The organism is Streptomyces sp. NPDC024555 (genome assembly GCF_055559335.1).
On record NZ_JBVHKV010000023.1, the window covers coordinates 100,816 to 126,415 of the forward strand.

The following is a 25,600-nucleotide window of genomic DNA, read 5'->3' on the forward strand; positions in this document are numbered from 1 at the left end:
GGGCCGTCAGCGCGGAGGCGATCGCCTGCTGCCCGTACAGGGGGATCTGCTTCGCGAGGCTCTTCACACTCATCGAGGCACCTTCGGGCAGACGCTCGATGAACCCGGCGACGCATCGCTCGCGCGCGGGCAGCAGGGCGAAATCACCTGATGAACGCGGGAGTTGGCCGGGGGCGTCGCGCTTGCCGTAGCCGGGATTCGCCATCGGATGCGAGGCCGGTCCTGCGGGCGCGGAGAGGGTGGAGCTAATGTCTTGTGCAGCCATGGATCGTCTCTCTTGTGCAGCGATCTTGGGTCAGACCCCGGCCGGTGTGCTAAACCGCGTCGGGGTCGTCTTATGTGCTCGCACCGTAGACAGCGGACACGCTCCGTCGCAAGCCGTCACCATTAGTCATACTTGCTCGCCGTTACGGGGTGGGGAGGCGGGGAGGTTTTCCCAACCCCCCTTAACCACCCATCAGTTAAAGAAGGCGCTCGAATCCCGGCGCTCGGAGCTCGACGCCTGGGTCCCGAGACCCGAGCTTCGGGCCGCACCCCTCTCTCCGATCGCTCGAACGGGTGACACGGGCCGCGATCCACGCCCCCACCCGTATCCGGCTCCGGCCCCCCGAAGCCCGAGACCCGGGACCCGGGACCCGGGCTTCGGGGCCCCCGGATCCACCCGAGCGCCGCACCGCGTCCCCCCGCCCAGGTCACACAGCGTGCACCCCGCTCCCCCGCATGTGACGGTGAGTCGGCCATAGGCCGCGCCCTCCACGCACCCGAAGGAGCACCACCCCCATGTACAGCAACCAACTCGCCCAGACCGGTACCGGAGTCCTCGTCATCGGCGGGCTGACCATGGCCGGCTGGTGGATCGCGGCGGTGGCGCTGGTCGCGGTCGTCCTCGGGGCGGTGTGCGTGCGGCTGGCGTTCCGGCGCGGTGAGGGGGTGTGAGCGCGGATGCTCCGGCACCGCTGGTCGCGCGTCGTCGTCCTGCGGTCAAGGTCGTCGCGGCGGTTGCGGCGCTGGCGGTACTCGCTGTCGGGCTGACCGCGTACGGCGCGCGGGCGTACGCCCATGTCGCCGGGGTTCCCGTACCCCAGGCGCAGTGGGCCTGGGCACCGCTCGCCGTGATCCTCGCCGCCCAGACCACGCTGTACTGCCTGGAACGCCCGCACCGCGCGTCCCCCGACGCCCAGCGGGCGCTGGACGGACTGCACGTGGCCGTGCTCATGCCGGTCTACAACGAGGACACCGGATATCTCCGCTCCGCCCTGCACTCCCTGCTGGCCCAGCGGCGCAGGCCCGACTCCGTCCATGTCGTCGACGACGGTTCGGACGTCGACTACGAGGCCGTGCGGACGTGGTGGTGCGCGGCGGCGAGGGACGCCGGGATCACCACCACCTGGCAACACGTGCCGCACGCGGGCAAACGGAACGCCCAGGTGAGCGCCGCCGCGCGGTGCCCCGGGGCGGACGTCCTCCTCACCATCGACTCCGACGCGCACCTCGCACCGGACGCCGTGCACGAGGTGCTCCAGCCGCTCGCCGACCCCCGGGTTCAGGTGGTGGCCGGGGTCGTCCTCGCCCACAACAACCGGAACGGGCTGCTCAGCCGGGTGACCGACCTCTGGTACGTCACCTCGCAGCTCGTCGACCGCTCCGCGCTCTCCCCCCTCGGCGGCGTCATGGTGGCCTCCGGCTCGCTGGCCGCGTACCGGGCGGAACTCCTGCGCGACCACGTCGACGCGTACCTCGGAGAGACCTTTCTCGGACGCCGCGTCGCCTTCTCCGACGACTCGCTGCTCACGCTCTACGGGCTGATGCGCGGCAGGGTCGTCCAGCAGCCGACGGCCGTGGTGTTCAGCGCCATGCCCGAGAAGGTGGGCCACCATCTGCGGCAGTACCTGCGGTGGATGCGCGGCTCGACGATCCGCGCGCTGTGGCGCGTGCGCTACCTCCGGCCCACCCACCCCGCGTATCTCGCGCAGCTCCTGCGCTGGTTCCAGCAGGTGGCCTCGACGGCCCTGCTGGTCTCGCTGGCCCTGCACCACCTCCACACCGGGACCCGGCCGCCCGCCGTCCTCTGCCTGGTCCCCCTCGTCATCGTCGCCGCGCAGACGCTGCGCTATCTCACCGTCGCCCGCTCCGACCAGAGCCTGCGCTCCCAGCTGGCCACCTGGTCACTCACCCCGCTCGCCCTCCTCTGGTCCTGGACCGTGCTGCGCGCCGTACGCCTGTACGGGCTGCTGACCTGCATGCGGACCGGCTGGGGCACGCGTACGGACGGGGCCGAGGTCACCCTCGCGCAGGTCGCCCCCGCCCCGGGCACCACTACTCCGGTCGCCGCCACCCCGGCCGGCTGACGGACCGGGACGAAGAAAACGGACCGGGACGAAGAAGACGGACCCGGACGGGGCGGACCCGGCCCCGTCCCCCGTCCGGCCCAGTCCCCCATGCCCCCGTACGGGTCCTGCGGCAGCGTGGGACGCGGTCGCGCGCGCCCGGGTTCCGGCCGGGCGCGCCCTGATGTGGGGAGAGCCCGATGTCCCGTTCCGACGACCTCGATCTGCTGGACTTCTCCGACACCACCGACTTCGAGGACGCGGACCGGGGGCTGGTCGCCGCACCCGCCACCGCCACCGTGACGGCGGAGGACGGACGGGTGGTGTGGGACTTCGGGGCCACGGCGTTCCTGGAGGAGGACTGTCCGGAGACCGCCAACCGGAGCCTGTGGCGGCAGTCCCAGCTGTGTGCGCGGGCCGGGCTCTACGAGGTCACCGAAGGCGTCTACCAGATCCGGGGCTTCGACCTCTCCAACATGACCCTGATCGAGGGCGACACGGGCGTGATCGTCGTCGACCCGCTGGTCTCCGCCGAATGCGCCGCCGCCGGGCTCGCGCTCTACCGCGCGCAGCGCGGGGAACGCCCGGTGACGGGCGTCGTCTTCACGCACTCCCACATCGACCACTTCGGCGGCACGCTCGGCGTCATCGAACCGGGAGCGGACGTGCCGATCGTGGCGCCCGCCGAGTTCATGGAGCACTCGGTCGCCGAGAACGTCTACGCCGGTACGGCGATGCTGCGGCGCGGGGTCTACCACACGGGCGCCGAGCTGGAGCCGGGCCCGGCCGGGCTCATCGGCGTCGGCCTCGGCTTCACCGCGTCCAAGGGCACCCCGAGCCTGCTGCCGGCCACCGTGGACGTGACCCGGACCGGCCAGGAGGAGACGCTGGACGGGGTGCTGTTCCGGTTCCAGCTCACCCCGGACACCGAAGCGCCCTCGGAGATGAACTTCCACCTCCCCCAGCGCCGCGCCCTGTGCATGGCGGAGAACGCCACCCACAACCTCCACAACATCCTGACCCTGCGCGGCGCGGTCGTCCGCGACGCCCGGGTCTGGGCGCGCTACCTCACCGAGGCCGTCGACACCTTCGCCGCCGAGTCCGACGTGCTCTTCGCCTCCCACCACTGGCCGACCTGGGGCACGGAGCGGCTGACCCGCTTCCTGTCCGAGCAGCGCGACCTCTACGCGTACCTCCACGACCAGACGCTGCGGCTCGCCAACCAGGGACACACCGGCATCGAGATCGCCGAGATGATGGAACTGCCGCCCGCCCTGGCCGGCGCCTGGCACGCCCGGGGCTACTACGGCTCGGTCAGCCACAACGTGAAGGCGATCTACCAGCGCTACATGGGCTGGTACGACGGCCACCCCTCCTCCCTCTGGGAGCACCCGCCCACCGAGAGCGCCCGCCGCTACGTGGACTGCATGGGCGGCCTCGACGCGGTCCTCGCCAAGGCCCGCCAGTACCTCGCCGACGACGACGCCCGCTTCGCCGCGCAGATCCTCAAGCACGCGGTGTTCGCCGCACCCGACAGCGCGGACGCCAGGGAACTCCTCGCCCAGACCTTCGAACGCCTCGGCCACGGCGCCGAATGCGGCACCTGGCGCAACAACTACCTCATGGGCGCCAAGGAGTTGCGCGAGGGCGTCACGACCACCCCGATCAGCTCCGGCAGCATGGCCGGGGCCCTGTCGGTGGGCCAGGTCTTCGACTCGCTCGCCATCCGGGTCAACGGCCCCAAGGTGTGGGACGAGTCCTTCACCTCGCTCTGGCACTTCACCGACCTGGGCCGCACCTACCGCCTCTCCCTGCGCAACGGCGTCCTCACCCACGCCGTCGTCCCAGACGCCCGGGTCCGGGACGTCAACGCCGACCTCGGCATCACCCTCACCAAGGACCGGCTGATGGACCTGCTCGGCGGCACGACCACCGAACCGATCGAGCACGAGGGCGACCTCATGGTCCTGCACCGCCTGCTGGACGCCCTGGACCGCACGGACCCGGCCTTCGCGATCGTCACCCCGTAACCCCTTCGGGCAAGGCGGCCCACCGCTTCCTCCGCACGCCCCTCAGCGCTTCTCCCACACCGAGGTGTCCCAGCGGTAGTAGTAGGTGGGCCGCCCGGCGATGCTGCTGGTACGGAACGGCTTCCCGCCGTCGTTGACCACCAGCGTGCCGGTGCGGCCGCCGCTGCTCCAGTCCAGCTCCAGGACCCAGCTGACGTCGTGCCCCTCCACGTGCGCCTCGATGTCGAAGACCTCCACATCGCTGGCGGTGACCCGGAACGGGAAGTTCTTCGCCGGGACGGGCCCGTCCGCCTGCATCCCCGCGACCGGGACGAGCGTGGGCCGGCTGTCGTCCAGGTCCACCTTGAACGACTGGGGCTCGATGGTGCTGCCGCAGCCCTCGCCCATCGAGAACGCGGAGTGCTGGAGGGGCGCCCGCTGGCTCAGCACCCGCACGCGCAGCGCGTTGAGGACGACGGCCTGCTCCGAGGTGCCCTGCACGGTGATTTCGAGCATCATCGTGCCGCCGTCGACCCCACCGAGCACCTTCGCCCAGCCCCGTGAGGTCTTCGGGTTGTCCGGCGGCGGCGGAACGCTGCCGGCGTCCTGGTCGACCAGATAGAACTGCCCGCACGGACCGTCCCAGTTGTACGAGGTGATCGCCGCGGTCGGCGGCCGGCCCGGCTCGCTCCTGGGCTTCGCCGCTCCGGCCCCGCCGCCCGCCGAGGAGGACCCGGAAGGCGTCGCCGACGGTGACGCGGAGCCGCTGCTCGCCGACGGGCTCGGCCGCTTCGACGCGCTGACCGAGGCGGACGGACTCCCCGGGCCCTCCGACACGGCGTCCGCCGCCTTGCCGTCCTCCGGGGCCCCGCCCGCCGGGCGCTCCCCGGCCGTACCGGAACCCGCGTTCCGCAACTCCCCCACCACCACCGCCGTGGGCACGGTGAGCGCGACCACCGCCGCCACCGCGAGCAGCACCCGGGTCCGCCCCGAGGCCCGCCGCCACCGAGAGGCGGCGGGCACCACGGGCTCCCGCGACACCTCGGGCACATCGCCGGGTCCGGAGTGCGACACGGCTACCGGCCCACGCACGGACTCGGGTTCACGCACGGACTCGGGCTCGGGTACGGGCTCGGCCTCAGCCTCGGGTACGGGTACGGACTCGGGCTCAGGAACGGGCACATGCACAGGCACAGGCTCAGAAGCAGAGGCGGCCGCAGGCCCCCGCTCCGCACCGCCCTCCGCCTTCCCCCGCCGCCGGGCCGCGTCGGCGACGATCCACCGCCGGTGCAGCTCCACCAACTCGTCGGGGGACGCCCCGCAGAGCCGCGCCAGCCGCTCGACGGGGGCGAACTCCCCGGGCACGGCGTCGCCGTTGCAGTAGCGGTGCAGCGTCGACGTGCTGACGTGCAGTCGGCCCGCGAGCATTCCGTAACTGCGCCCCGAACGGTCCTTCAGATCCTTGAGAAGGGCCGCGAATTCCTCGGCCTCCGGCGTCGCCACTGCGCTGTTCCCCTCCCGGTCCGTCCCGGAACGGCATTCCAGGGACGTGGAATCTTCCCAGGTCACCGTACGCGCAGTCGTTCCAGCATCCCGAATGGTTCGTGGGGCGTTGCGGCCGGAATCCGGCGTACCGCAAGCTCGGACCACACCACAGCGACGACAGGGAACGACGCAGTGCGACGCCCTTTCCGCATCGAGATCGCCGATCTCCTCGCGATGGCGGTGGTGATCGTGACCAGCGCGATCGTGCTGGTCCTGATCTGCCACCAGTGACCGACCGCACCACCCGACCACGCACCACCCGACCAGGCACCACACACACCACCACACACTCCACGGGGAGCACCACCATGCGCAGCAACCGCATCCGCACCACCGTCCTGGCCGCCACCGCCCTGCTCGCCGCGCTCTCGCTGACGGCGTGCAACGGGGACGACGGGGCCGCCGCCGGTCAGCCCGGCGCGGCCTCCCCCGCGGCCTCGGCCGACGCCGACGGCACCGCGAAGCCCTCGGCCGACGCGACCCCGCCCAAGGACTCCACCGCGGACACGGACACCGAACCGGCCGGCGACGCCAAGCCGAAGGCCCCGGCCGGAACGAAGGCCCCCGCAGGAGGCACGGGCGGCGGCAAGGGCGGCAGCGGCGGCAGCACCAGCCCGGTCACCTGCCTCGCGTCCAACACCAAGATCACCGTGACCAAGGTGAGCCGCCCCATCAACCACCTGCTGCTCACCCTCACCAACACGGGCTCCCGCCCCTGCTACGCGTACTACGCGCCGATGCTCCGCTTCGACGACGCGCAGGCGGTGTTCCCGGTGCTCCAGGACAGCAAGCCGCAGGCCGTGGTGACGCTGGAGCCGGGCCAGTCCGCCTACGCCGGCATCGGCCTGACCGGCGAGCCCAACGGCCGGAAGCCGTACAAGAGCGAGCACCTGGGCGTCTTCCTCGCCGACCGGAACAACCAGTCCGAGTCCGACGCCACCGAACTGACGCTGCCCGGCACGACCTACTGGGACGACAACGGCTTCGTCACCTACTGGCAGAGCGAGATGGACAACGCCCTGCTCTGAACACCCCGGATCCAGCGCCCTGCTCCGAACACACCCCCGGATCTAGACCTCGAAGTCGTAGTCGAACCACATCCGGTGCGTGCCGTCCTCGTCGACGGCGATACCGCCGCCCCCGCTGATCCCGGCGAGGGCGGCGGTCCCGCTCGACGGCACGATCGAGAAGAACTCGTCGGAGCGGTCCGAACCGCGCGTCGCGGCCGAGTGCACGAAGTTGAAGGTGCCCTCCCGGCCGTCGAGCGCGCCCTCGAAGGACTCCATCGCGATGTACGAGCCGGCGCCGGACTCCTGGTCGAACGCGGCGGTGAACAGGGTGGTGGACCGTCCCACGACCCCGCCCTCGAAGGCCTTCACGATGGTCGCGAGCCCCACCGGAAGGGCCGTCGTGATCGCGGGCTCGGGCTCGGGCTTCAGCTCGGTCGGGACGAACGAGGTCACGGTGAACGTTCCAGAAGTTCGCATGGCCCGATCGTAATGACCGCCTCTGACACCCACCCGAAAACGGGTCGGCCCACCCGAAAACCGGTCGGCCCGCCCGGGGGCGGTCACCTACCCTCACGGCCATGGCCATGTTCGTGCATCTGACGCCCGCCGCGTACGCGGACCGCATCCGCCGCACCGGCATACGGGCCGCCGCGCACGGCCCCGACGGCGGCCGGGGCGTGTACTGCTTCCCGGTCCTGCCCTCGTACACCCTGACGCATCAGTGGCTGCGCGAACTCGCCCGCCACCACGGCCCCCGCGGCCTCGTCGCCGTCCATCTGCGACTGCCCGACGCCGAGCCCGTCACCGTCGGCCACTACGGCCGCCGGCGCGGCGGAGCGCCCGCCGGGGTCACCGCGGGCGAGGCCGTCCGCCGGATCGCCGCCCTGGAGGACCCGCGCGGCTGGGAGGTGTTCCTCTCCCGGCCCGTCCCCCGCGGCGAGATCCACCGCGTCCGCGCCGTCCGCCAGGTGACCGGCTGGCGCTACTTCCCCGACGCCCACGGCACCCGCCCGTGCACCTGCACCGGCTGCCGGGTACGCGGCGAGTACGGTTCCGCCCGGCTGCGCCGGCGCCGCCCCCACCCGCTGGACGGCCCGGCCCCGGCCGTCCCCGTCCTCCTGGAGCGGCTCGACGCGGCCCGGGACGCGAGCGCCCTGGGCGAGGCGCTCTACTGGTTCGGCTTCCGCCGCCGGGGCCCCCTCGACCGCCTCGCCCCGTTCGCCGGTCACCCCGACCCCGCCGTCCGCGCCGCCCTCGTCCGGGCCGTCGCCCGCTGGACGACCCCCGGCACCGACGACCTCCTGCGCCGCCTGGCCGCCGACCCGGACCCGGAGGTACGCGAGGAGGTCGAGTTCACCGGACGGCTGGACGACGCCACCGACGGCGAGCCGTTGGCGGACTAGGCATCAGGCATCAGGCGTCAGGCGTCAGGCATCAGGCCCGCAGCAGCCGCGCCGCCTCCGTCGCCCAGTACGTCAGGATCATCTGCGCACCCGCGCGCCGGATCCCGGTCAGGCTCTCCAGGATCGCCGCCTCGCGGTCGATCCAGCCCTTCTCCGCGGCGGCCTCGACCATCGCGTACTCGCCGCTGATCTGGTACGCCGCGACCGGCACGTCCACCGATTCGGCGACCTTCGCCAGGATGTCGAGGTACGGACCGGCCGGCTTGACCATGACCATGTCCGCGCCCTCCACCAGGTCCAGCGCCAGTTCGCGCATCGACTCACGGGCGTTGGCCGGGTCCTGCTGGTACGTCTTGCGGTCGCCCCGGAGCGAGGAGCCGACGGCCTCGCGGAACGGGCCGTAGAAGGCGGAGGAGTACTTCACCGTGTACGCGAGGATCGACACGTCCTCGTGCCCGGTCTGGTCCAGGGCGTCGCGGACCACACCGACCTGGCCGTCCATCATGCCGCTGGGGCCGACCACATGGGCGCCCGCGTCGGCCTGGACCTGGGCCATCTCCGCGTACCGCTCCAGCGTCGCGTCGTTGTCGATGCGGCCGTCGTCGGTGAGCACCCCGCAGTGGCCGTGGTCGGTGTACTCGTCCAGGCACAGGTCCGACATGACGACCAGCTCGTCGCCGACCTCCTCGCGGACCGCGCGCAGCCCCTCCTGGAGGATGCCGTCCGGGTCGGTGCCCGCCGTGCCCCGGCCGTCCTTCTTCTCGTCCAGCGGCACGCCGAACAGCATGATCCCCGAGACACCGGCCGCGACCGCGTCGACCGCGGCCTTCCGCAGGGTGTCCAGGGTGTGCTGCTGGACCCCGGGCATGGCCGAGATCGGGACCGGGGCGTCGATGCCCTCGCGGACGAACGCGGGCAGGATCAGGTTCGCCGGGTCGAGCCGTGTCTCGGCGACCATCCGCCGCATCACGGGGGTCGTCCGCAGCCGACGGGGCCGCGAGCCGGGGAAGTTTCCGTACACAGTCATCCTTCGAGACTAGACCCGTACACATCACGCTCTTACCGACACCCGTGCCGGGAAAGTGCACCGGAAAACGCGCCGGGGCCCGGCCGCTTCGGAAAGAAGCGGCCGGGCCCCTGGAACCGGTCCGGAGGGTCAGGTCGTCGTACGACGTCTCCGCGCGCCCGGACGGCGCTCGCTCGGCCGGGTCACCGGGTCCCCGGCCTCCTTGGCCGCGTCCCGGCGGCGCGCGCCGAACTCGGCCAGGGCCTCGGCCAGCTTGTGCACCGAGGGCTCCGGGGAGAGGACGTCCACGCGCAGCCCGTGCTCCTCGGCGGTCTTCGCCGTGGCCGGACCGATGCACGCGATGACGGTCACGTTGTGCGGCTTGCCCGCGATGCCGACCAGGTTGCGCACCGTGGAGGACGAGGTGAAGAGCACCGCGTCGAACCCGCCGCCCTTGATCGCCTCACGGGTCTCGGCCGGCGGCGGCGAGGCGCGGACCGTGCGGTACGCGGTGACGTCGTCGACCTCCCAGCCCAGCTCGATGAGCCCGGCCACCAGGGTCTCGGTGGCGATGTCGGCCCGCGGCAGGAACACCCGGTCGATCGGGTCGAAGACGGGGTCGTACGGCGGCCAGTCCTCCAGCAGACCCGCGGCGGACTGCTCGCCCGAGGGCACCAGGTCCGGCTTCACACCGAAGTCGACCAGGGCGGCGGCGGTCTGCTCGCCGACCGCGGCGACCTTGATCCCCGCGAAGGCGCGGGCGTCGAGCCCGTACTCCTCGAACTTCTCCCGGACGGCCTTCACGGCGTTGACGCTGGTGAAGGCGATCCACTCGTAGCGCCCGGTGACCAGGCCCTTGACGGCCCGTTCCATCTGCTGGGGCGTCCGCGGCGGTTCGACCGCGATGGTCGGGACCTCGTGCGGCACGGCGCCGTAGGAACGCAGCTGGTCGGAGAGCGACGCGGCCTGCTCCTTCGTCCGCGGCACGAGCACCTTCCAGCCGAACATCGGCTTCGACTCGAACCACGCCAGCTGGTCGCGCTGGGCCGCGGAGCTGCGCTCCCCGACCACGGCTATGACGGGCTGGTGCCCGTCCGGCGACGGCAGCACCTTGCCCTGCTTGAAGACCTGGGCGACCGTGCCGAGCGTCGCGGTCCAGGTGCGCTGGCGCGTCGTCGTCCCGGCGGCGGTCACGGTCAGCGGGGTGTCGGGCTTGCGGCCCGCCGAGACCAGCTCGCCCGCGGCCGCGGCCACGGCGTCGAGCGAGGTCGAGATGACGCACGTCGCGTCGCTCGCCCCGACCTCGGCCCAGCAGCGGTCCGTGGCGGTACGGGCGTCCACGAAGCGGACGTCCGCGCCCTGCGCGTCCCGGAGCGGCACCCCGGCGTACGCGGGCACGCCCACGGCGTTGGCGACGCCCGGCACCACCTCGAAGGGGATGCCCGCGGCCGCGCAGGCCAGCATCTCGGAGCCGGCGCTCCCGTCCAGGCCGGGATCGCCCGCGACGGCACGCACGACCCGCCTGCCGCCCTTCGCGGCCTCCATGACAAGATTGGCGGCGTCCCTGAGAACGGGAACCCCGGCGGCTGTTGACTGCGCGTCAACAACCGCCAGCTCAGGGGTGCTCACCCCTGCCCTCGCATGGCAGCGAACGACCCCGAGGACGTCCGGCTCGGCGACAAGGACGTCCGCGCTCGCCAGCGCCTCGACGGCGCGCAGTGTCAGCAGTCCCGGATCGCCGGGACCGGCGCCGAGGAAGGTGACGTGCCCTGCGGACAGGACCGGGAAATCGGATGCGGCGGGGCCGGTGGGGCTCACTGTGCTCGCTCCCCCATAAGACCGGCCGCACCCTTGGCGAGCATCTCGGCCGCGAGTTCGCGACCGAGGGCCGCCGCGTCGTCGTGCGACGTGGGGACGGGACCGGTGGTGGACAGCTGCACCAGCGAGGACCCGTCGGTACAACCGACGACCCCGCGCAGGCGCAGTTCGTTGACAGCCTGACCGTCGGCCAGGAGGTCGGCCAGCGCACCCACGGGTGCGGAGCAGCCGGCCTCCAGGGCGGCGAGCAGGGCACGCTCGGCGGTCACGGCGGCCCGGGTGTACGGGTCGTCGAGCTCCGCGAGCGCGGCGGCGAGGTCGGCGCTGCTGGCAGCGCACTCGATCGCCAGTGCTCCCTGGCCGGGAGCGGGCAGAACGGTGTCGACCGACAGGAAGTCGGTCACCTCACCGCTCCGTCCGAGACGGCTGAGCCCGGCCGCGGCGAGTACCACCGCGTCCAGCTCCCCGCTTCGTACGAATCCGATACGCGTATCGACGTTGCCCCGCACCGGCACGGTCTCGATCTCCATGCCGTGGCTGCGGGCGTACGCGTTGAGCTGCGCCATGCGGCGCGGCGAGCCGGTGCCGATCCGGGCCCCGGCCGGCAGCTGCTCGAAGGTCAGCCCGTCCCGGGCCACCAGCGCGTCGCGCGGGTCCTCGCGCACCGGCACCGCGGCCAGCACCAGACCCTCGGTCGGCGCGGTCGGCAGGTCCTTGAGCGAGTGGACGGCGAAGTCCACCTCGCCGCTCAGCAGCGCCTCGCGCAGCGCGGCGACGAACACGCCGGTCCCGCCGATCTGCGCGAGGTGCTCCCGGGAGGTGTCCCCGTACGTGGTGATCTCGACGAGTTCCACGGCGCGGCCGGTCACCTCGCGGACCGCGTCGGCCACCATGCCGGACTGCGCCATGGCGAGCTTGCTGCGCCGGGTCCCCAGCCGCAGCGGCTGGATGCCCCCCGCGCCCAGGGGTGAGTTGTCGGTCATGACCGCCCTCGATTCGGGTCGTTCAGGTCTGCCCGGGAGACGGCGGCGACCGTCTGCGGGTCGAGGTCGAAGAGTTCGCGCAGCGCGTCCGCGTACCCGGCGCCGCCGGGCTCGCTGGCGAGCTGCTTGACCCGCACGGTGGGCGCGTGCAGGAGCTTGTCGACGACGCGGCGCACGGTCTGCGCGATCTCCGCGCGCTGCTTCTCGTCCAGGTCGGGGAGGCGGCCGTCCAGCCGGGCGATCTCGCCCGCGACCACACCGGCGGCCATCGTGCGCAGCGCGACGACGGTCGGGGTGATGTGGGCGGCGCGCTGGGCGGCGCCGAACGCGGCGACCTCGTCGGCCACGATGGTGCGCACCTGGTCCACATCGGCGGCCATCGGGGCGTCCGCGGACGCCTCGGCGAGCGACTCGATGTCGACGAGGCGCACACCGTCGAGGCGGGCGGCGCCGCCGTCGATGTCGCGCGGCATCGCGAGGTCCAGCAGGGCCAGGCGCACCGGTCCGGTGGACTGGGCGGGCACGGTCGCCCGGCGCACGGCGCGGGCCTGCGCGGTCGCCGTGGCGGAACCGTTCTCCACCCAGGCGGCGTGCTGCTCGTCCGGCGCGGCGGGTGCGGCGAGGGCCGCGACGGCGGCGGCGGGCGCCTCCCGGGCGGGCACGACGTCGACCCCGAGCGCCCCGGCGACGGCCTCGGCGGTGAGCACCAGACCGGTGGCACCGGTGCAGGAGACCACGATGTCGGCACGTGTCAGTTCACCGGAGACCTCGGTCATCCCGACGGCGCGTGCGGTGACTCCGGTGCCGTCGGCCTGGCCCAGGATCTCGACCAGCCGGTCGGCGCGGGCCCGGGTGCGGTTGGCGACGACGACCTCGGCGACGCCGGTGCGGGCCAGGGTCGCGGCGGCCAGCGAGGACATCGAGCCGGCGCCGATGACCAGGGCGCGCTTGCCCTTCGCCCAGGCGGCGGGCTCGCGTCCGTCGGCGAGCTGTTCCAGGCCGAAGGTGACCAGGGACTGTCCGGCCCGGTCGATCCCGGTCTCGCTGTGGGCGCGCTTGCCGACCCGCAGGGCCTGCTGGAACAGGTCGTTCAGCAGCCGACCGGCGGTGTGCAGCTCCTGCCCCAGCGCCAGCGCGTCCTTGATCTGGCCGAGGATCTGGCCCTCGCCCACGACCATCGAGTCCAGTCCGCAGGCCACCGAGAAGAGGTGGTGGACGGCCCGGTCCTCGTAGTGCACATAGAGATACGGGGTCAGCTCGTCCAGCCCGACGCCGCTGTGCTGGGCGAGGAGCGTGGACAGCTCGGCGACGCCCGCGTGGAACTTGTCCACGTCGGCGTACAGCTCGATGCGGTTGCAGGTGGCGAGGACGGCGGCCTCGGCCGCGGGCTCCGCGGCGAGCGTGTCCTGGAGCAGCTTGGCCCGGCTGTCGTCGGTCAGCGAGGCCCGCTCCAGTACGGAGACGGGGGCGCTGCGGTGGCTCAGTCCCACGACGAGGAGGCTCATGCCGGCATCACGGCGGGCATGTCCCCGTCGGGTCCCTTCCGGCCGGTGGTGGTGGCGCGCACGGGCGGCGCGGCCGGGTCGGGGCCGCCGTCGGCGGGCTCCTCGCCGGACTTGCGCTGCTCGTGGAAGGCGAGGATCTGCAGTTCGATGGAGAGGTCGACCTTGCGCACGTCGACGCCCTCGGGCACGGAGAGCACCGTCGGGGCGAAGTTGAGGATGGAGGTCACGCCCGCGGCGACGAGCCGGTCGCAGACCTGCTGGGCGGCGCCGGGCGGGGTGGTGATCACACCGATCGACACGCCGTTCTCGCTGATGATGCGGTCGAGCTCGTCCGCGTGCTGGACGGGGATCCCGGCGACCGGCGTGCCGGTGAGCGCCGGGTCGGCGTCGATCAGGGCGGCGACCCGGAAGCCGCGCGAGGCGAAGCCGCCGTAGTTGGCGAGGGCCGCGCCGAGGTTGCCGATGCCGACGATGGCGACCGGCCAGTCCTGGGTGAGGCCCAGCTCACGGGAGATCTGGTAGACGAGGTACTCGACGTCGTAGCCGACGCCGCGCGTGCCGTACGAACCGAGATAGCTGAAGTCCTTGCGCAGCTTCGCGGAGTTGACCCCGGCCGCCGCGGCGAGCTCCTCGGAGGAGACCGTGGGGACCGAACGCTCGGAGAGCGCGGTCAGCGCGCGGAGATACAGCGGAAGTCGGGCGACGGTGGCCTCGGGAATTCCTCGGCTACGGGTCGCCGGTCGGTGATTTCGGCCAGTTGCCACGGTGCTCCTGCGGGATGAGCGGGGCTGCAGGCGGCCGTATGTCCCAAGACCGCCCCGTCGAATGCAGGCTATGTCTTTGTGAACGCGTGCACAAAGATTGTGTCCGTTTTGTCCGGTCAAAGTGACCGGGGTCACGCACGCACGTCGCGCGATCCAGGAACCATGGATCGCATCAGCCCGTTGCAGGCCCGAAGGGGGCAAAGCGGAACACACTCCTCACAGCCACGCCCCCGAGACCACTCAAAACGCCCACGATGGTAACCGCGTTTGACTCAGGAAAGCAGCGCGCTGCGCAGTCTCGCCGGGTCCACACGCCAGAACGTGTGCTGTTCGTTATCAACCAGCACCACCGGGATCTGCTCCCAGTACGCCCGGTACAGCTCCTCGTCACCGGTGATGTCCTTCTCCTCCCAGGACGCCCCGGTCTCCTCGCAGACCGCCCGCACCACCTCGCGGGCGTCGTCGCACAGATGGCACCCCGGCTTCCCGACCAGGGTCACCACCCGCTCGGCGGGCTTCTTCTTCGTACGGCGCAGCAACGGACTCATGCCCTCATTCTGCGCCGCCGCCGACCCGTTCCCGGTTTCGGCCGGTCCCTCCGCAATCGCCCGTTTAACGTCTCCGCCGTCGAGAGTTCACGCCACCGCATCCCGGCAGCTCGGGATCGGGCGGGCCGAATGACTATGCTCACCGGCATGGCCGCTCTTGGATGGCTCACCCCCCGCCGGCGCTCCGCGACAGCACGGAGCGTGCTGGCGGGCGAGGCAGCAGCAGAGGCAGCACGGCAGTCCTCGCTCACGGATGCCGGGCACGCCGAGGACACCGCCGAGGAGCCCGAGTTCCCCGTCGTCGGAGACGACCGGGCGGCGGCCTTCTTCGACCTCGACAACACCGTCATGCAGGGCGCCGCGCTCTTCCACTTCGGCCGCGGGCTGTACAAGCGGAAGTTCTTCGAGCGCCGCGAGCTGACCCGGTTCGCCTGGCAGCAGGCCTGGTTCCGGCTGGCCGGCGTCGAGGACCCCGAGCACATGCAGGACGCCCGCGAGAGCGCGCTGTCCATCGTCAAGGGCCACCGCGTCTCGGAGCTGATGTCCATCGGCGAGGAGATCTACGACGAGTACATGGCCGACCGCATCTGGCCCGGCACCCGCGCGCTCGCCCAGGCGCACCTCGACGCCGGCCAGAAGGTCTGGCTGGTCACCGCCGCCCCGGTGGAGACCGCCACGATCATCGCCCGCCGCCTCGGCCTGACCGGGGCCCTCGGCACCGTCGCCGAATCGGTCGACGGCGTCTACACCGGACGCCTGGTCGGCGAACCGCTGCACGGTCCGGCCAAGGCCGAGGCGGTGCGCGCGCTGGCCGCCGCCGAGGGCCTGGACCTCGCCCGCTGCGCCGCGTACAGCGATTCGCACAACGACATCCCGATGCTCTCCCTGGTCGGGCACCCGTACGCGATCAACCCCGACGCCAAGCTCCGCAAGCACGCGCGCGCCCGGGACTGGCGGCTGCGCGACTACCGGACCGGCCGCAAGGCCGCCAAGGTCGGCATCCCCGCCGCGGCGGGCGTCGGCGCCCTGGCCGGCGGCACCGCGGCCGCCGTCGCCCTGCACCGCCGCCGCCGCTGACCCCCTCCCCCGCCCCGGGCCGCGCCCGGGGCGGGACACCGATCCGAAGTCCGTACGCCCCTACGGCTCCGGCCAGTCGGCCTGTCCGCACCCGGCCACAACCCGTCGCGCCCGCAGGCAGATCCGTAAGGAAATCGATCAATAACCGATCACGATGCGCTACTTGATGCATCGCAAAGTCGCTACAGAAGCGACGTAATCGGTGATTTGAGCAACTGGGTGTAGCACTGCCTGTACGAAGCGTTATTCTCCTCAGACGCATTCCGGAACCTTTCCCTCACTACGACGAGTGACGGTTCCGCACTGCACGTGATGGAAGCTCTGCCTCTGGGAGTCCCGTGTACCCACACGTCGGGGTTGACGCCTCGGGCCTGGCTACGCTGCGCGCATCGGTCGCCGACCGTCTGCGCGGCTTCGTCCCCACCGCGTACGCCGTCCCCGCCTTCGCCACCCCTGCACCTGTCGGCCCTTGCTATGCCCTGGCCGAACGCGGTGCGGCGGTCGGAAGACGGGGCAACCGCGGCACGACGGCCACGGCCGCCTCCGCGTCGACGTCCGCCCCCGTCCGCCGGCCGACCGCCGACAGCGACAGCGCGCGCATGATGGATCTCGTCGAGCGCGCCCAGGCCGGCGAGGCCGACGCCTTCGGCCGCCTCTACGACCAGTACAGCGACACCGTGTACCGCTACATCTACTACCGGGTCGGCGGCAAGGCGACGGCGGAGGACCTCACCAGCGAGACCTTCCTGCGCGCCCTGCGGCGCATCTCCACCTTCACCTGGCAGGGCCGCGACTTCGGCGCCTGGCTCGTCACCATCGCCCGCAATCTGGTCGCCGACCACTTCAAGTCCAGCCGCTTCCGGCTGGAGGTCACGACCGGCGAGATGCTCGACGCCAACGAGGTCGAGCGCAGCCCCGAGGACTCCGTCCTCGAATCCCTCTCCAACGCCGCACTGCTCCAGGCCGTGCGCCGCCTCAACCCCCAGCAGCAGGAGTGCGTGACCCTGCGCTTCCTGCAAGGACTCTCGGTCGCCGAGACCGCCCGCGTGATGGGCAAGAACGAGGGCGCGATCAAGACCCTCCAGTACCGTGCCGTCCGCACGCTGGCCCGGCTCCTTCCGGACGATGCCCGCTGACCTCCCGACCACCCCCGCCGGCCGGGACGTCCCGGCCCCGCTCACTCCCCGCCACCACCCCTTCACGCACTGGTCCGATCATCTTTCGTGCGTAACCCAAGTGCCGCGCCGCTCGTTGTGCCGGTTGCAGGCCCCCTGTCGTCACGCCCTGTCCGCCGACGCTCACTCGTTCGTGTGGAAGCGCTCAAGGTGTGCAACCTTCCGGACCAGCAGGGGAGTCGACCGTCATGACGAGAGGAGGTGCCGCCAGTGATCGCAAACGTCTCGGCACACCGGCGGGCGAACGCCTTCGCCCAGGCCCTGGAGGAGCAGTCGCTCCGCGGTGCGGCGGCCGTACAGTCCGAGGACCCGGCCGAACAGGCCGCCCCGGAAGAGCTGTTGGCCCTGGCGAACGGCCTCGGTGAGCTGCCGAAGCCGCAGTTGGACCCCGACGTCAAAGTGGTGCAGCGGGCACAGCTCGTCGCCGCCATGGAGACCATGTTCGCCGGGGGCGGTGCGTCCGCGGACCCTACCGTTCCCGAACAACGGGGCAGGGGCGCCCATCGGGCCTCCCCGCTCCGCAAGCTCCGCCCGAGATCGCGCTGGACCAAGGGACTGGCCGCCGGCGGCCTCACCGTGGGTGTGGCGGCGGGCGCCTTCGGCGGAGTGGCCGCTGCCAGCTCCGACGCCCTCCCCGGTGACTCCCTCTACGGCCTGAAGCGCGGCATGGAGGACATCCACCTCGGCCTGGCCAACGGAGACACGGACCGCGGCGAGGTCTACCTCGACCAGGCCTCCACCCGCCTCGGCGAGGCCCGCCGCCTCATGGAGCGCGCCCGCTCCGGCGACCTCGACCACGAGCAGCTCGGCGAGATCCGGCGCACCCTCAACCGCATGACGCACGACGCCACCGAGGGCCACCGCCTCCTCCACTCCGCCTACGAGCGGGACGGCAAGATCGGCCCCATCCAGACCCTGGACTCCTTCTCCCGCTCCCACCGCGAGAGCTGGAGCAACCTCCGCGACCGCCTCCCGGTCCAGCTGACCGACGTCGGCAACGAGGTGAGTTCGGTCTTCGCCGCCATAGACGAAGAGGTCGGCCCGCTCCAGTCGCTGCTCCCCCGCGCACCCGAGCGCAGCGGGACGGCACGCGACTCCGGCACCGACGGCACCGGCTCGGCCCCCTCCGCCCGCACGGGCACCCCGTCGCCCTCGTCCCCTGCGGACAGCCACGGGGCCGGCACGGACGGCACCAGCGCCTCGCCACGCCCCTCGGACACCGGCAGCACCCCGGCGGACGGCCTGATCGCCGGCGGCACCGACGGTCTGCTCAACCCCCCGTCGACCGGGACCACCCCGTCCGACACCACCCCGAGCACACCGCCCACCCCGGACATCACCCTGCCCCCGCTCATCCCGGGGCTCATCGGCGGCCTCGGGATCGACGCCCAGGACGACAAGGGCTGACCCGCATCCGGCGACCGGCGGCGGTCGGTGTTCTCCCCGCGAAGAACCTTCGCTAGAAGAACACCGACCGCCGCTGCACCAGCAGCTTGTACAGCGTGTGCTGGATCTGCTCCCGCACCTGGTCCGTCAGGTTGAACATCAGCATCGGATCCTCCGCCGCCTCCAGCGGATAGCCGTCCGTGGCGATCGGCTCGCCGAACTGGATCGTCCACTTCGTCGGCAGCGGCACCGCCCCCAGCGGCCCCAGCCACGGGAACGTCGGCGTGATCGGGAAGTACGGAAAGCCCAGCAGCCGGGCCAGCGTCTTCGCGTTGCCGATCATCGGGTAGATCTCCTCGGCACCCACGATCGAGCAGGGCACGATCGGCACCCCGGCGCGCAGCGCAGTCGACACGAAACCGCCTCGCCCGAAGCGCTGGAGCTTGTACCGCTCCCCGAACGGCTTCCCGATGCCCTTGAAACCCTCCGGCATCACCCCGACGACCTCGCCCTGCCGCAGCAGCCGCTCCGCGTCCTCCGCGCAGGCCAGCGTGTGACCGGCCTTGCGGGCCAGCTCGTTGACCACCGGCAGCATGAAGACCAGGTCCGCGGCGAGCAGCCGCAGATGGCGCCCCGCCGGATGGTTGTCGTGCACCGCGACCTGGAGCATCAGCCCGTCCAGCGGCAGCGTCCCGGAGTGGTTGGACACGAGGAGCGCCCCGCCCCGGGCCGGGATGTTCTCGATGCCCTTCACCTCGACCCGGAAGTACTTCTCGTACACCGGCCGCAGCATCGACATCAGGACCTGGTCGGTCAGCTCCTCGTCGTAGCCGAACTCGTCGACCTCGTACTCACCGGTGACCCGCCGCCGCAGGAACGCCAGCCCGCTCGCGATCCGCCGGTCCCAGCCGTCCTCGGCTCCCTGGGCGGCAGCGGCCCTCCCGGGCTCCGGGGACGGCCTCGCCCCGGGCTGCTGCCCCGGCAGGGCGCTCACGGAGCCCGTGCCGCCCCCCTGGGCCCTCCTGCGCCCGGCCCGCGGCACGCCTCCCGCCCGCGAACGGTCGTCGTCGAACGGAATGACCTTGGCATCCGCCATCGTCGTGCGCTCCTCTACCTCGCGCCGGGGATCGGATCCGTGCCGCCGTCCGGTCCGGCGATCCGCGCGGCCCCGCCGGCACCCCGGGACCCCTGGGCCAACACGGCCAGCCGGTCCACGGCCCGGCCGGCCTTCTCGGGCGGCAGCAGCCCCGGACCCCGGCCCGCGACGAAGGCGGCGAAGGTCTCCGCCGTGGTGAACCGCGGCCGGAACCCCAGCGTCTCGCGCATCTGCACCGTGGAGACCACCCTGCCATGCGTCAGCAGCCGGATCTGCTCCGCCGAGAAGTCCGTCATGCCGACCGTGCGCAGCGCCTGGCCGACCCAGGTGACCGCGGGCAGCAGCACCGGCAGCGTGGGCCGCCCCAGCCGCCGCGCGCACTGCGACAGCAGCAGCACCCCGTCCCCCGCGATGTTGAACGTCCCGCTGTTCAGCGTCCCGCGCCGCGCCTCGCCGGCCGCGATCCCCAGGACGTCGATCACATCGTCCTCGTGGACGAACTGGAGCCGGGGGTCGTAGCCGAACACCGTCGGCAGCACCGGCAGCGACAGATAGTCGGCCAGCGGCGAATCGGGGTCGGGCCCCAGGATGTTCGCGAACCGCAGCACGCACACGGCCACGTCCGGGCGGCGGCGCGCGAAGCCCCGCACATACCCCTCGACCTCCACCGCGTCCTTCGCGAACCCGCCGCCCGGCAGCGATTTGGGCGGGGTCGTCTCGTGGAAGACCGCGGGATCGCGAGGCGCCGAACCGTAGACACTCGTGGTGGACTTCACCACCATCCGCCGCACCGACGGCGATTTCTGGCAGGCACCGAGCAGCTGCATCGTGCCGATGACGTTGGTCTCCTTGACGGCGGTACGCCCCTGGGCCCCGATCGCCGTGCCGCTGACGTCCAGGTGGACGACCGTGTCCACACCGTGCTCGGCCAGCACCCGGCCGATCGCGGGGCGGCGGATGTCCGCGCGGACGAAGACGGCGTCGCCCAGCCGGTGGCCCGGCTCGACCGCGTCCACCGCGATCACCCGGTCGACCCCCGGATCCCGCTGGACACGCCGCACGAAACGGCCCCCCAGCTGCCGGGCCGCTCCCGTGACGAGCACGACCTTCCCCACGATCAGCGCCTTCCGTCGGCCTCCCGTGCGGGAGGTGGGGTCCAGGTCCCCCAGGACGTCACCGTAGCGGGTGGACACCCCCCGTACACAGCACCGCAGCCCTCCCGCCGGATCGGCGGAAGGGCTGCGGTGGACACGAACTGCGTTCGCTTACTTCTTGTTGCGACGCTGAACGCGCGTGCGCTTGAGCAGCTTGCGGTGCTTCTTCTTGGCCATCCGCTTGCGCCGCTTCTTGATAACAGAGCCCACGACTACCCTCGCTCACTTCTTCTTCACTGGTGCGGGGCGTCTGGGCCCACACGACCTACGTCGGCCTAGCCTACCCGCCACCGCGTGAGGGACGTAATCCGAGGGGAAACGTCAGGCGGACGCCACCCCCACGAAGGACTCGCGGAGATACTCGTGAACCGCTTGCTCCGGCACCCGGAAGGACCTGCCCACCCGGATCGCCGGCAGATGACCGCTGTGCACCAAGCGGTACACGGTCATCTTCGACACTCGCATGACCGAGGCGACTTCCGCCACGGTCAGAAACTTGACCTCGTTCAGAGGCCTTTCGCTGTCAGCAGCCATGACCCACCTGTACCTTCCGCACCGGACGCGCACCGGCTTCCCCTCCGGTGACTCTTCGTCGTTGTGCGCTCACTCCCCAGATTAGGGGCGGGTGATGCGAGTGGGGAAGAGGAGAGGCGATCGGCCGCCTACTGTGACAGACACGCCCGATTGAGTACATAGCGCGTCAGCGGCAGGTAGTACGCCGAGCGCACGGCGTCGTCGAGCGGCACCGCCACCGCCACCCGCCCCTCGGCCTCCCCGACGAACAGCGCGGGATCGTCCGTATCGGCCAGCCCGATCGCCTCGATACCGAGCTGACCTGCTCCGCAGACCCATCCGTGGTCCCCCACCACCAGCTCCGGCAGCGGCCCTCCGGCGTCCGCCGCAGCGGCCAGAGCCACCCTGAGAGGCAGGGGTGAATGGGTGTGTGCGCCGGTGCCACCACCGGGCACCCGCGCGCCGGGTTCGCGCACCAGCGCGACTCCCCGTACGTAGTCGAGGTTGTACGTGCGTACGCCGAACCGGGTCGTTATGTCGATACATCGCCCCTGCGCGGGGGTGAGGACGGCGCACCCCGCCGCCGACAGCGCGTCTGCCAGCGCTGCGTAGAAACCGAGCAGACGATGCGGATGCCCGGTCCCGAACAGCACCGGCGAACGCCGGGCCGCGGCCCGCCCCAGCCGCGCCGCGAACGCCTCCAGACCGGCCACGGTCCGCTCCGGATCGATCACATCGGGCCCGGAGACGTACGACGGATCGTCCGACACCCCGCACCGCTCGGCCATCAGCCGTAACAGCTCCCGCTCGCCCCACTCGCCGCCGGGCCTCAGCCCGAGCGTGACCCTGGGGTCCCCGGCCGCGAACAGCCGATAGCTCCGCAGACTCGTCTCCCGCGAAGTGGCCACGGGCCCGGCCAGCCGGGCCGCCAGCAGATGCGCACGCAGCGCTCCGGTGCTCAACACCCTGCCGATGCTGCCCCAACCGCACCGGACCGGGACCAAAACCCGTATTGCGCCCCACAGTTGGCGTAATCACGCCCCCGCGCGCCCCCCGGCCCCAGGGGCCGGGGCGTCAGGTCAGCAGCCCCCGCAGCGGATACGCCGCCCGCCGGGCCGCCAGCACCGCCTGGTCCAGCCGGTCCGCCGGGTCGTACCCCTCCTCCCAGGGCTTCCACACCGGCACCCGCCCGTCCGTCATCCGGGCCGGCCCGAGCTGCCGCGTCCGCGCGTACACCTCGTCCCGCCACGACGACGGAATCACCGTCTCCGGTTCCACCGGCGCGTGCGCGGCGATCCCCACCAGATGCGTCCAGGACCGCGGCACCACATCGACCACCGCGTATCCGCCGCCGCCCAGCGCCACCCAGCGCCCGTTCTCCGCGTAGGCGTGCGCGAAATCGTGGCAGGCCTCCATCACGGCCCGCTGCGCGTCGAGCGTGACCGCCAGATGCGCCAGCGGGTCCTCGAAGTGGGTGTCCGCCCCGTGCTGGGTCACCAGGACCTGCGGCCGGAAGTCCGCCAGCAGTTCCGGCACCACCGCGTGGAAGGCCCGCAGCCAGCCGCCGTCCCCGGTACCGGCCGGCAGCGCCACATTGACCGCACCGCCCTCTCCCGCCCCGGCACCGGTCTCCTCCGGCCAGCCGGTGTGCGGGAACAGCGTCCGCGGATGCTCGTGCAGCGAGATCGTCAGAACCCGCGGGTCCTCCCAGAACGCCGCCTGGACCCCGTCCCCGTGGTGCACGTCGACGTCCACGTACGCGACCCGCTCCGCACCCAGCTCCAGCAGCCGGGCGATGGCGAGGGCCGGGTCGTTGTAGATGCAGAACCCGGCCGCGCCGCCCGGCATCGCGTGGTGCAGACCGCCGGTGAAGTTCACGGCGTGCGCGGTCCCGCCCCGCCAGACGGCCTCGGCGGCGGCCACGGACTGCCCGGCGATCAGCGCCGACACCTCGTGCATCCCGGCGAACGCCGGATCGTCCGTGGTCCCCAGCCCGTAGCCCTGGTCGGCCGTACGCGGATCGGCGGACGCGGCCCGCACCGCGTCCAGATAGTCGGAGCGGTGCACGAGCCGCAGCGTGGACTCCCCGGCGGGCTTCCCCGCCACCACGTCCACCGCCCGGTCCAGGCCGAACGACCGCACCAGGCTCATCGTCAGACCGAGCCTGACCGGGTCCATCGGGTGGTCGTCCCCGAAGTCGTATCCCGTTACTGCGTCATCCCACATCAACTGTGCGCGGCCGCTCATGCCCGCCACCGTATCGGGCGGGCTCCGCCCCGAACGACTTGGCGTACAGGAGCGTCGCGAGGACCAGCACCATGGGCACGAGCATCGCCCCCCGGTAGCTCCACGCGTCCCCGAGCGCGCCGACGAGCGGTGAGCCGACCAGGAAGCCGACGTAGTTGAAGATGTTCAGCCGCGCGATCGCCACATCGCTCGCCCCGGGGAACATCCGCCCGGCGGCAGCGAAGGTCTGCGGCACGATCACACAGAGCCCGAGCCCCAGCATGGTGAACCCGAGCATCCCCACCCAGGCCCCGCCGGCCACGGCCACCACCGCGAACCCGGCCGCCGCCAGCACGGTCCCGCCCCGCACCACGGCCACCGCCCCGAACCGGCGCACCCCGAAGTCCCCCACGGCCCGCCCGAGCAGCGTCGTCACCATGTAGACGTTGTACGGAACGGTCGACATCTGCTCCGAACTGCCGAGCACGTCCTGGAGGTACTTGGCACTCCAGTTGGAGACCGTCGAGTCCCCGATGTACGCGAAGCACATCACCAGACAGAGCGGCATCAGCAGCTTGAAGGAGACGGACACGCCTCCGGCCGCCACGGGCGCCTCCCCGGCCCCGCCGGGCTCGCCCTCGTTCCCGTTCGCGTACCACCGGCTCCCGATGAACGCGGCGGGCAGCAGCAGGACGACCGCCGGGACGTACGACACCAGCAGCGACAGGTCCCAGTGCGCCCCGGCCCACGCCAGGGAGGCCCCGACGATCCCGCCGAGGCTGTACGCGGCGTGGAAGCCCAGCATGATGGAGCGGCCGTACGCCCGCTGGAGACTGACGCCCATCATGTTCATCGAGGCGTCCAGGGCACCGACCGACAGCCCGAACACCCCGAGCGCCAGCGCGGCCTCCCAGACCCGGCTCCCGGCCCCGACGCCGAGCAGGGCGAGCAGGACCACGGGCTGCGCCCACCGCAGGACGGTCCGGGGCTCCACCCGTGCGACCACCTTCTCGGTGACCACACTGCCCACCCCGGCCAGGATCGGAACGGCGGCCAGGAAGACGGGCAGCAGCCCGTCGGATATCCCGTACCGGTCCTGGATGGCGGGTATCCGCGTCACGAGGAGAGCGAAGGTGACGCCCTGCACGAAGAAGCTCCCCGCGAGGGAGGCTCTGCCGTGCCGCATACGTGCATCTGTCATGGGCGCGAGCGTAGGGCCAGTTTCTACCCGTGGGTAGACGCGTCAGGCGAGCAATTCCCGAAGCTGTCCCATGTCGGAGAAATGCCCGTTCACCCCGGCCAGCCGGTCCGCCGGCATCATCGACGTGAACCCGTACACGTCCATGCCCGCGGCCTTGGCGGCCTCCACCCCGAGCGGGCTGTCCTCGATGACGACACAGCGCTCGGGGCTCACCCCCATCCGCTCGGCCGCGTACAGGAACAGGTCGGGCGCGGGCTTCCCCCGGCCGACGTCCTCCGAGCTGAAGATCCACTCCTCCTCGAACCACTGGTCGAGCCCCGTCTTCCGGTGCCCGACGCGAATCCGCTCATGGCTTCCGGAGGAGGCGACGCAGTACGGGATCCCGTCGGCGACGAGCTTCCCCAGGAGTTCGTCGACGCCGGGGACGGGCTCCAGCTCCTCCCGGAAGGCCGCGAAGACCCGGGCGTGGAACACCTCGTCGAAGTCGGCCGGCAGCTTCTCACCACCGCGCTCCGCCACGAGGTCGTGCACCCGGTGCATGGCCGCCCCCATGTAGTCGCGGAGGGACTGCTGGTACGTGGTCGGGTGCCCGAGCTCCGTGAGGTAGGCGGCGAGGATGGTGTTGGAGATCGGCTCGCTGTCCACGAGCACACCGTCGTTGTCGAAGATGACCAAGTCGTAGCGCATGGCACGACCTTAAGCGCTCAAAACGCAAATGAGCCCCGTGCCACAAGGGCACGGGGCTCATTTACACAAGGAGTTCGGCGGCGTCCTACTCTCCCACAGGGTCCCCCCTGCAGTACCATCGGCGCTGAAAGGCTTAGCTTCCGGGTTCGGAATGTAACCGGGCGTTT

At 72.0% G+C, this 25,600-nt stretch carries 24 protein-coding genes and 1 rRNA gene; 8 read left to right on the top strand and 17 right to left on the bottom strand.

Annotated features, from left to right (window positions below; all coding sequences use genetic code 11):
* Positions 1-780: 780 nt before the first annotated feature.
* The 3 genes from ACZ4FH_RS31430 to ACZ4FH_RS31440 all read left to right on the top strand — a co-directional run bounded on the left by ACZ4FH_RS31430 (position 781) and on the right by ACZ4FH_RS31440 (position 4,357).
* Positions 781-936: a hypothetical protein gene (locus ACZ4FH_RS31430; RefSeq protein ID WP_467309171.1), complete on the top strand. Its 156-nt coding sequence runs from the start codon at positions 781-783 to the stop codon at positions 934-936.
* Positions 933-2,348, top strand: a complete 1,416-nt coding sequence (locus ACZ4FH_RS31435; protein ID WP_467309172.1) for a glycosyltransferase — start codon at positions 933-935, stop codon at positions 2,346-2,348. The genes ACZ4FH_RS31430 and ACZ4FH_RS31435 overlap by 4 nt, the downstream gene beginning before the upstream one ends.
* Before the next feature lie 179 nt (positions 2,349-2,527).
* Entirely contained in the window at positions 2,528-4,357 is a 1,830-nt protein-coding gene (locus ACZ4FH_RS31440) for an alkyl/aryl-sulfatase (protein WP_467309173.1), read from the top strand.
* A gap of 42 nt (positions 4,358-4,399) precedes the next feature.
* On the opposite strand, the gene ACZ4FH_RS31445 is transcribed toward ACZ4FH_RS31440, so the two are convergent.
* Positions 4,400-5,839 (bottom strand): helix-turn-helix domain-containing protein, encoded by a 1,440-nt coding sequence (locus ACZ4FH_RS31445; protein WP_467309174.1) that lies wholly within the window; start codon positions 5,837-5,839, stop codon positions 4,400-4,402.
* A 350-nt stretch (positions 5,840-6,189) separates the two neighbouring features.
* Between ACZ4FH_RS31445 and ACZ4FH_RS31450 the strand changes: the two genes are divergently transcribed.
* Positions 6,190-6,909 (top strand): DUF4232 domain-containing protein, encoded by a 720-nt coding sequence (locus ACZ4FH_RS31450; protein WP_467309175.1) that lies wholly within the window; start codon positions 6,190-6,192, stop codon positions 6,907-6,909.
* 42 nt (positions 6,910-6,951) lie between these two features.
* Here the strand turns inward: ACZ4FH_RS31450 and ACZ4FH_RS31455 are convergent, their stop codons facing one another.
* Entirely contained in the window at positions 6,952-7,368 is a 417-nt protein-coding gene (locus ACZ4FH_RS31455) for a DUF3224 domain-containing protein (RefSeq protein ID WP_467309176.1), read from the bottom strand.
* Positions 7,369-7,469: 101 nt separating this feature from the next.
* On the opposite strand from ACZ4FH_RS31455, the gene ACZ4FH_RS31460 reads away from it, so the two are divergent.
* A complete protein-coding gene (locus ACZ4FH_RS31460; protein ID WP_467309177.1) occupies positions 7,470-8,294 on the top strand; it encodes a HEAT repeat domain-containing protein in 825 nt (274 codons plus the stop codon).
* A 31-nt stretch (positions 8,295-8,325) separates the two neighbouring features.
* On the opposite strand, the gene hemB is transcribed toward ACZ4FH_RS31460, so the two are convergent.
* The 6 genes from hemB to ACZ4FH_RS31490 all read right to left on the bottom strand — a co-directional run bounded on the left by hemB (position 8,326) and on the right by ACZ4FH_RS31490 (position 14,918).
* Positions 8,326-9,321, bottom strand: coding sequence for a porphobilinogen synthase (gene hemB / locus ACZ4FH_RS31465; protein ID WP_467309178.1), 996 nt, complete (start codon positions 9,319-9,321; stop codon positions 8,326-8,328).
* A gap of 129 nt (positions 9,322-9,450) precedes the next feature.
* Positions 9,451-11,118 (bottom strand): bifunctional uroporphyrinogen-III C-methyltransferase/uroporphyrinogen-III synthase, encoded by a 1,668-nt coding sequence (locus ACZ4FH_RS31470; RefSeq protein ID WP_467309179.1) that lies wholly within the window; start codon positions 11,116-11,118, stop codon positions 9,451-9,453.
* Positions 11,115-12,101, bottom strand: coding sequence for a hydroxymethylbilane synthase (hemC, locus tag ACZ4FH_RS31475; protein WP_467309180.1), 987 nt, complete (start codon positions 12,099-12,101; stop codon positions 11,115-11,117). The genes ACZ4FH_RS31470 and hemC overlap by 4 nt, the downstream gene beginning before the upstream one ends.
* Positions 12,098-13,606, bottom strand: a complete 1,509-nt coding sequence (locus ACZ4FH_RS31480) for a glutamyl-tRNA reductase (RefSeq protein WP_467309181.1) — start codon at positions 13,604-13,606, stop codon at positions 12,098-12,100. Before ACZ4FH_RS31480 ends, hemC begins: the two co-directional genes overlap by 4 nt.
* A complete protein-coding gene (locus ACZ4FH_RS31485; protein ID WP_467309182.1) occupies positions 13,603-14,370 on the bottom strand; it encodes a redox-sensing transcriptional repressor Rex in 768 nt (255 codons plus the stop codon). Before ACZ4FH_RS31485 ends, ACZ4FH_RS31480 begins: the two co-directional genes overlap by 4 nt.
* A gap of 272 nt (positions 14,371-14,642) precedes the next feature.
* Positions 14,643-14,918, bottom strand: coding sequence for a glutaredoxin family protein (locus tag ACZ4FH_RS31490; protein WP_385112693.1), 276 nt, complete (start codon positions 14,916-14,918; stop codon positions 14,643-14,645).
* Positions 14,919-15,065: 147 nt separating this feature from the next.
* On the opposite strand from ACZ4FH_RS31490, the gene ACZ4FH_RS31495 reads away from it, so the two are divergent.
* The 3 genes from ACZ4FH_RS31495 (at position 15,066) to ACZ4FH_RS31505 (ending at position 18,577) form a co-directional block, all read left to right on the top strand.
* A complete protein-coding gene (locus ACZ4FH_RS31495; protein WP_383650778.1) occupies positions 15,066-15,995 on the top strand; it encodes an HAD family hydrolase in 930 nt (309 codons plus the stop codon).
* A 338-nt stretch (positions 15,996-16,333) separates the two neighbouring features.
* Positions 16,334-17,131: an ECF subfamily RNA polymerase sigma factor, BldN family gene (locus tag ACZ4FH_RS31500; RefSeq protein ID WP_383650781.1), complete on the top strand. Its 798-nt coding sequence runs from the start codon at positions 16,334-16,336 to the stop codon at positions 17,129-17,131.
* Between the two features lie 249 nt (positions 17,132-17,380).
* Positions 17,381-18,577 carry a DUF5667 domain-containing protein gene (locus ACZ4FH_RS31505; protein ID WP_467309183.1) on the top strand — a complete coding sequence of 399 codons (1,197 nt, stop codon included), beginning with the start codon at positions 17,381-17,383 and terminating at the stop codon, positions 18,575-18,577.
* Between the two features lie 52 nt (positions 18,578-18,629).
* Here ACZ4FH_RS31505 and ACZ4FH_RS31510 read toward each other — a convergent pair whose 3' ends face one another.
* The 9 genes from ACZ4FH_RS31510 to rrf form a co-directional block, all read right to left on the bottom strand.
* Complete coding sequence (locus tag ACZ4FH_RS31510) at positions 18,630-19,652, bottom strand: lysophospholipid acyltransferase family protein (protein ID WP_467309184.1); 1,023 nt, start codon at positions 19,650-19,652, stop codon at positions 18,630-18,632.
* 14 nt (positions 19,653-19,666) lie between these two features.
* Positions 19,667-20,767, bottom strand: coding sequence for an NAD-dependent epimerase/dehydratase family protein (locus tag ACZ4FH_RS31515; protein WP_467309191.1), 1,101 nt, complete (start codon positions 20,765-20,767; stop codon positions 19,667-19,669).
* Positions 20,768-20,917: 150 nt separating this feature from the next.
* Positions 20,918-21,016: a 30S ribosomal protein bS22 gene (locus ACZ4FH_RS31520; protein ID WP_003948845.1), complete on the bottom strand. Its 99-nt coding sequence runs from the start codon at positions 21,014-21,016 to the stop codon at positions 20,918-20,920.
* A gap of 111 nt (positions 21,017-21,127) precedes the next feature.
* Complete coding sequence (locus ACZ4FH_RS31525; protein ID WP_018525026.1) at positions 21,128-21,340, bottom strand: helix-turn-helix domain-containing protein; 213 nt, start codon at positions 21,338-21,340, stop codon at positions 21,128-21,130.
* A gap of 128 nt (positions 21,341-21,468) precedes the next feature.
* A complete protein-coding gene (locus tag ACZ4FH_RS31530) occupies positions 21,469-22,284 on the bottom strand; it encodes a phosphatase (protein ID WP_383650788.1) in 816 nt (271 codons plus the stop codon).
* Between the two features lie 109 nt (positions 22,285-22,393).
* A complete protein-coding gene (locus tag ACZ4FH_RS31535) occupies positions 22,394-23,566 on the bottom strand; it encodes an acetoin utilization protein AcuC (RefSeq protein ID WP_467309185.1) in 1,173 nt (390 codons plus the stop codon).
* The gene (locus tag ACZ4FH_RS31540) at positions 23,535-24,746 is read right to left on the bottom strand and encodes an MFS transporter (RefSeq protein WP_467309186.1); all 1,212 of its coding nucleotides are present in this window, start codon (positions 24,744-24,746) and stop codon (positions 23,535-23,537) included. Before ACZ4FH_RS31540 ends, ACZ4FH_RS31535 begins: the two co-directional genes overlap by 32 nt.
* A gap of 42 nt (positions 24,747-24,788) precedes the next feature.
* Entirely contained in the window at positions 24,789-25,433 is a 645-nt protein-coding gene (locus tag ACZ4FH_RS31545) for an HAD family hydrolase (RefSeq protein WP_467309187.1), read from the bottom strand.
* A gap of 72 nt (positions 25,434-25,505) precedes the next feature.
* A 5S ribosomal RNA gene (rrf, locus tag ACZ4FH_RS31550) occupies positions 25,506-25,600 on the bottom strand; the annotation flags it as partial.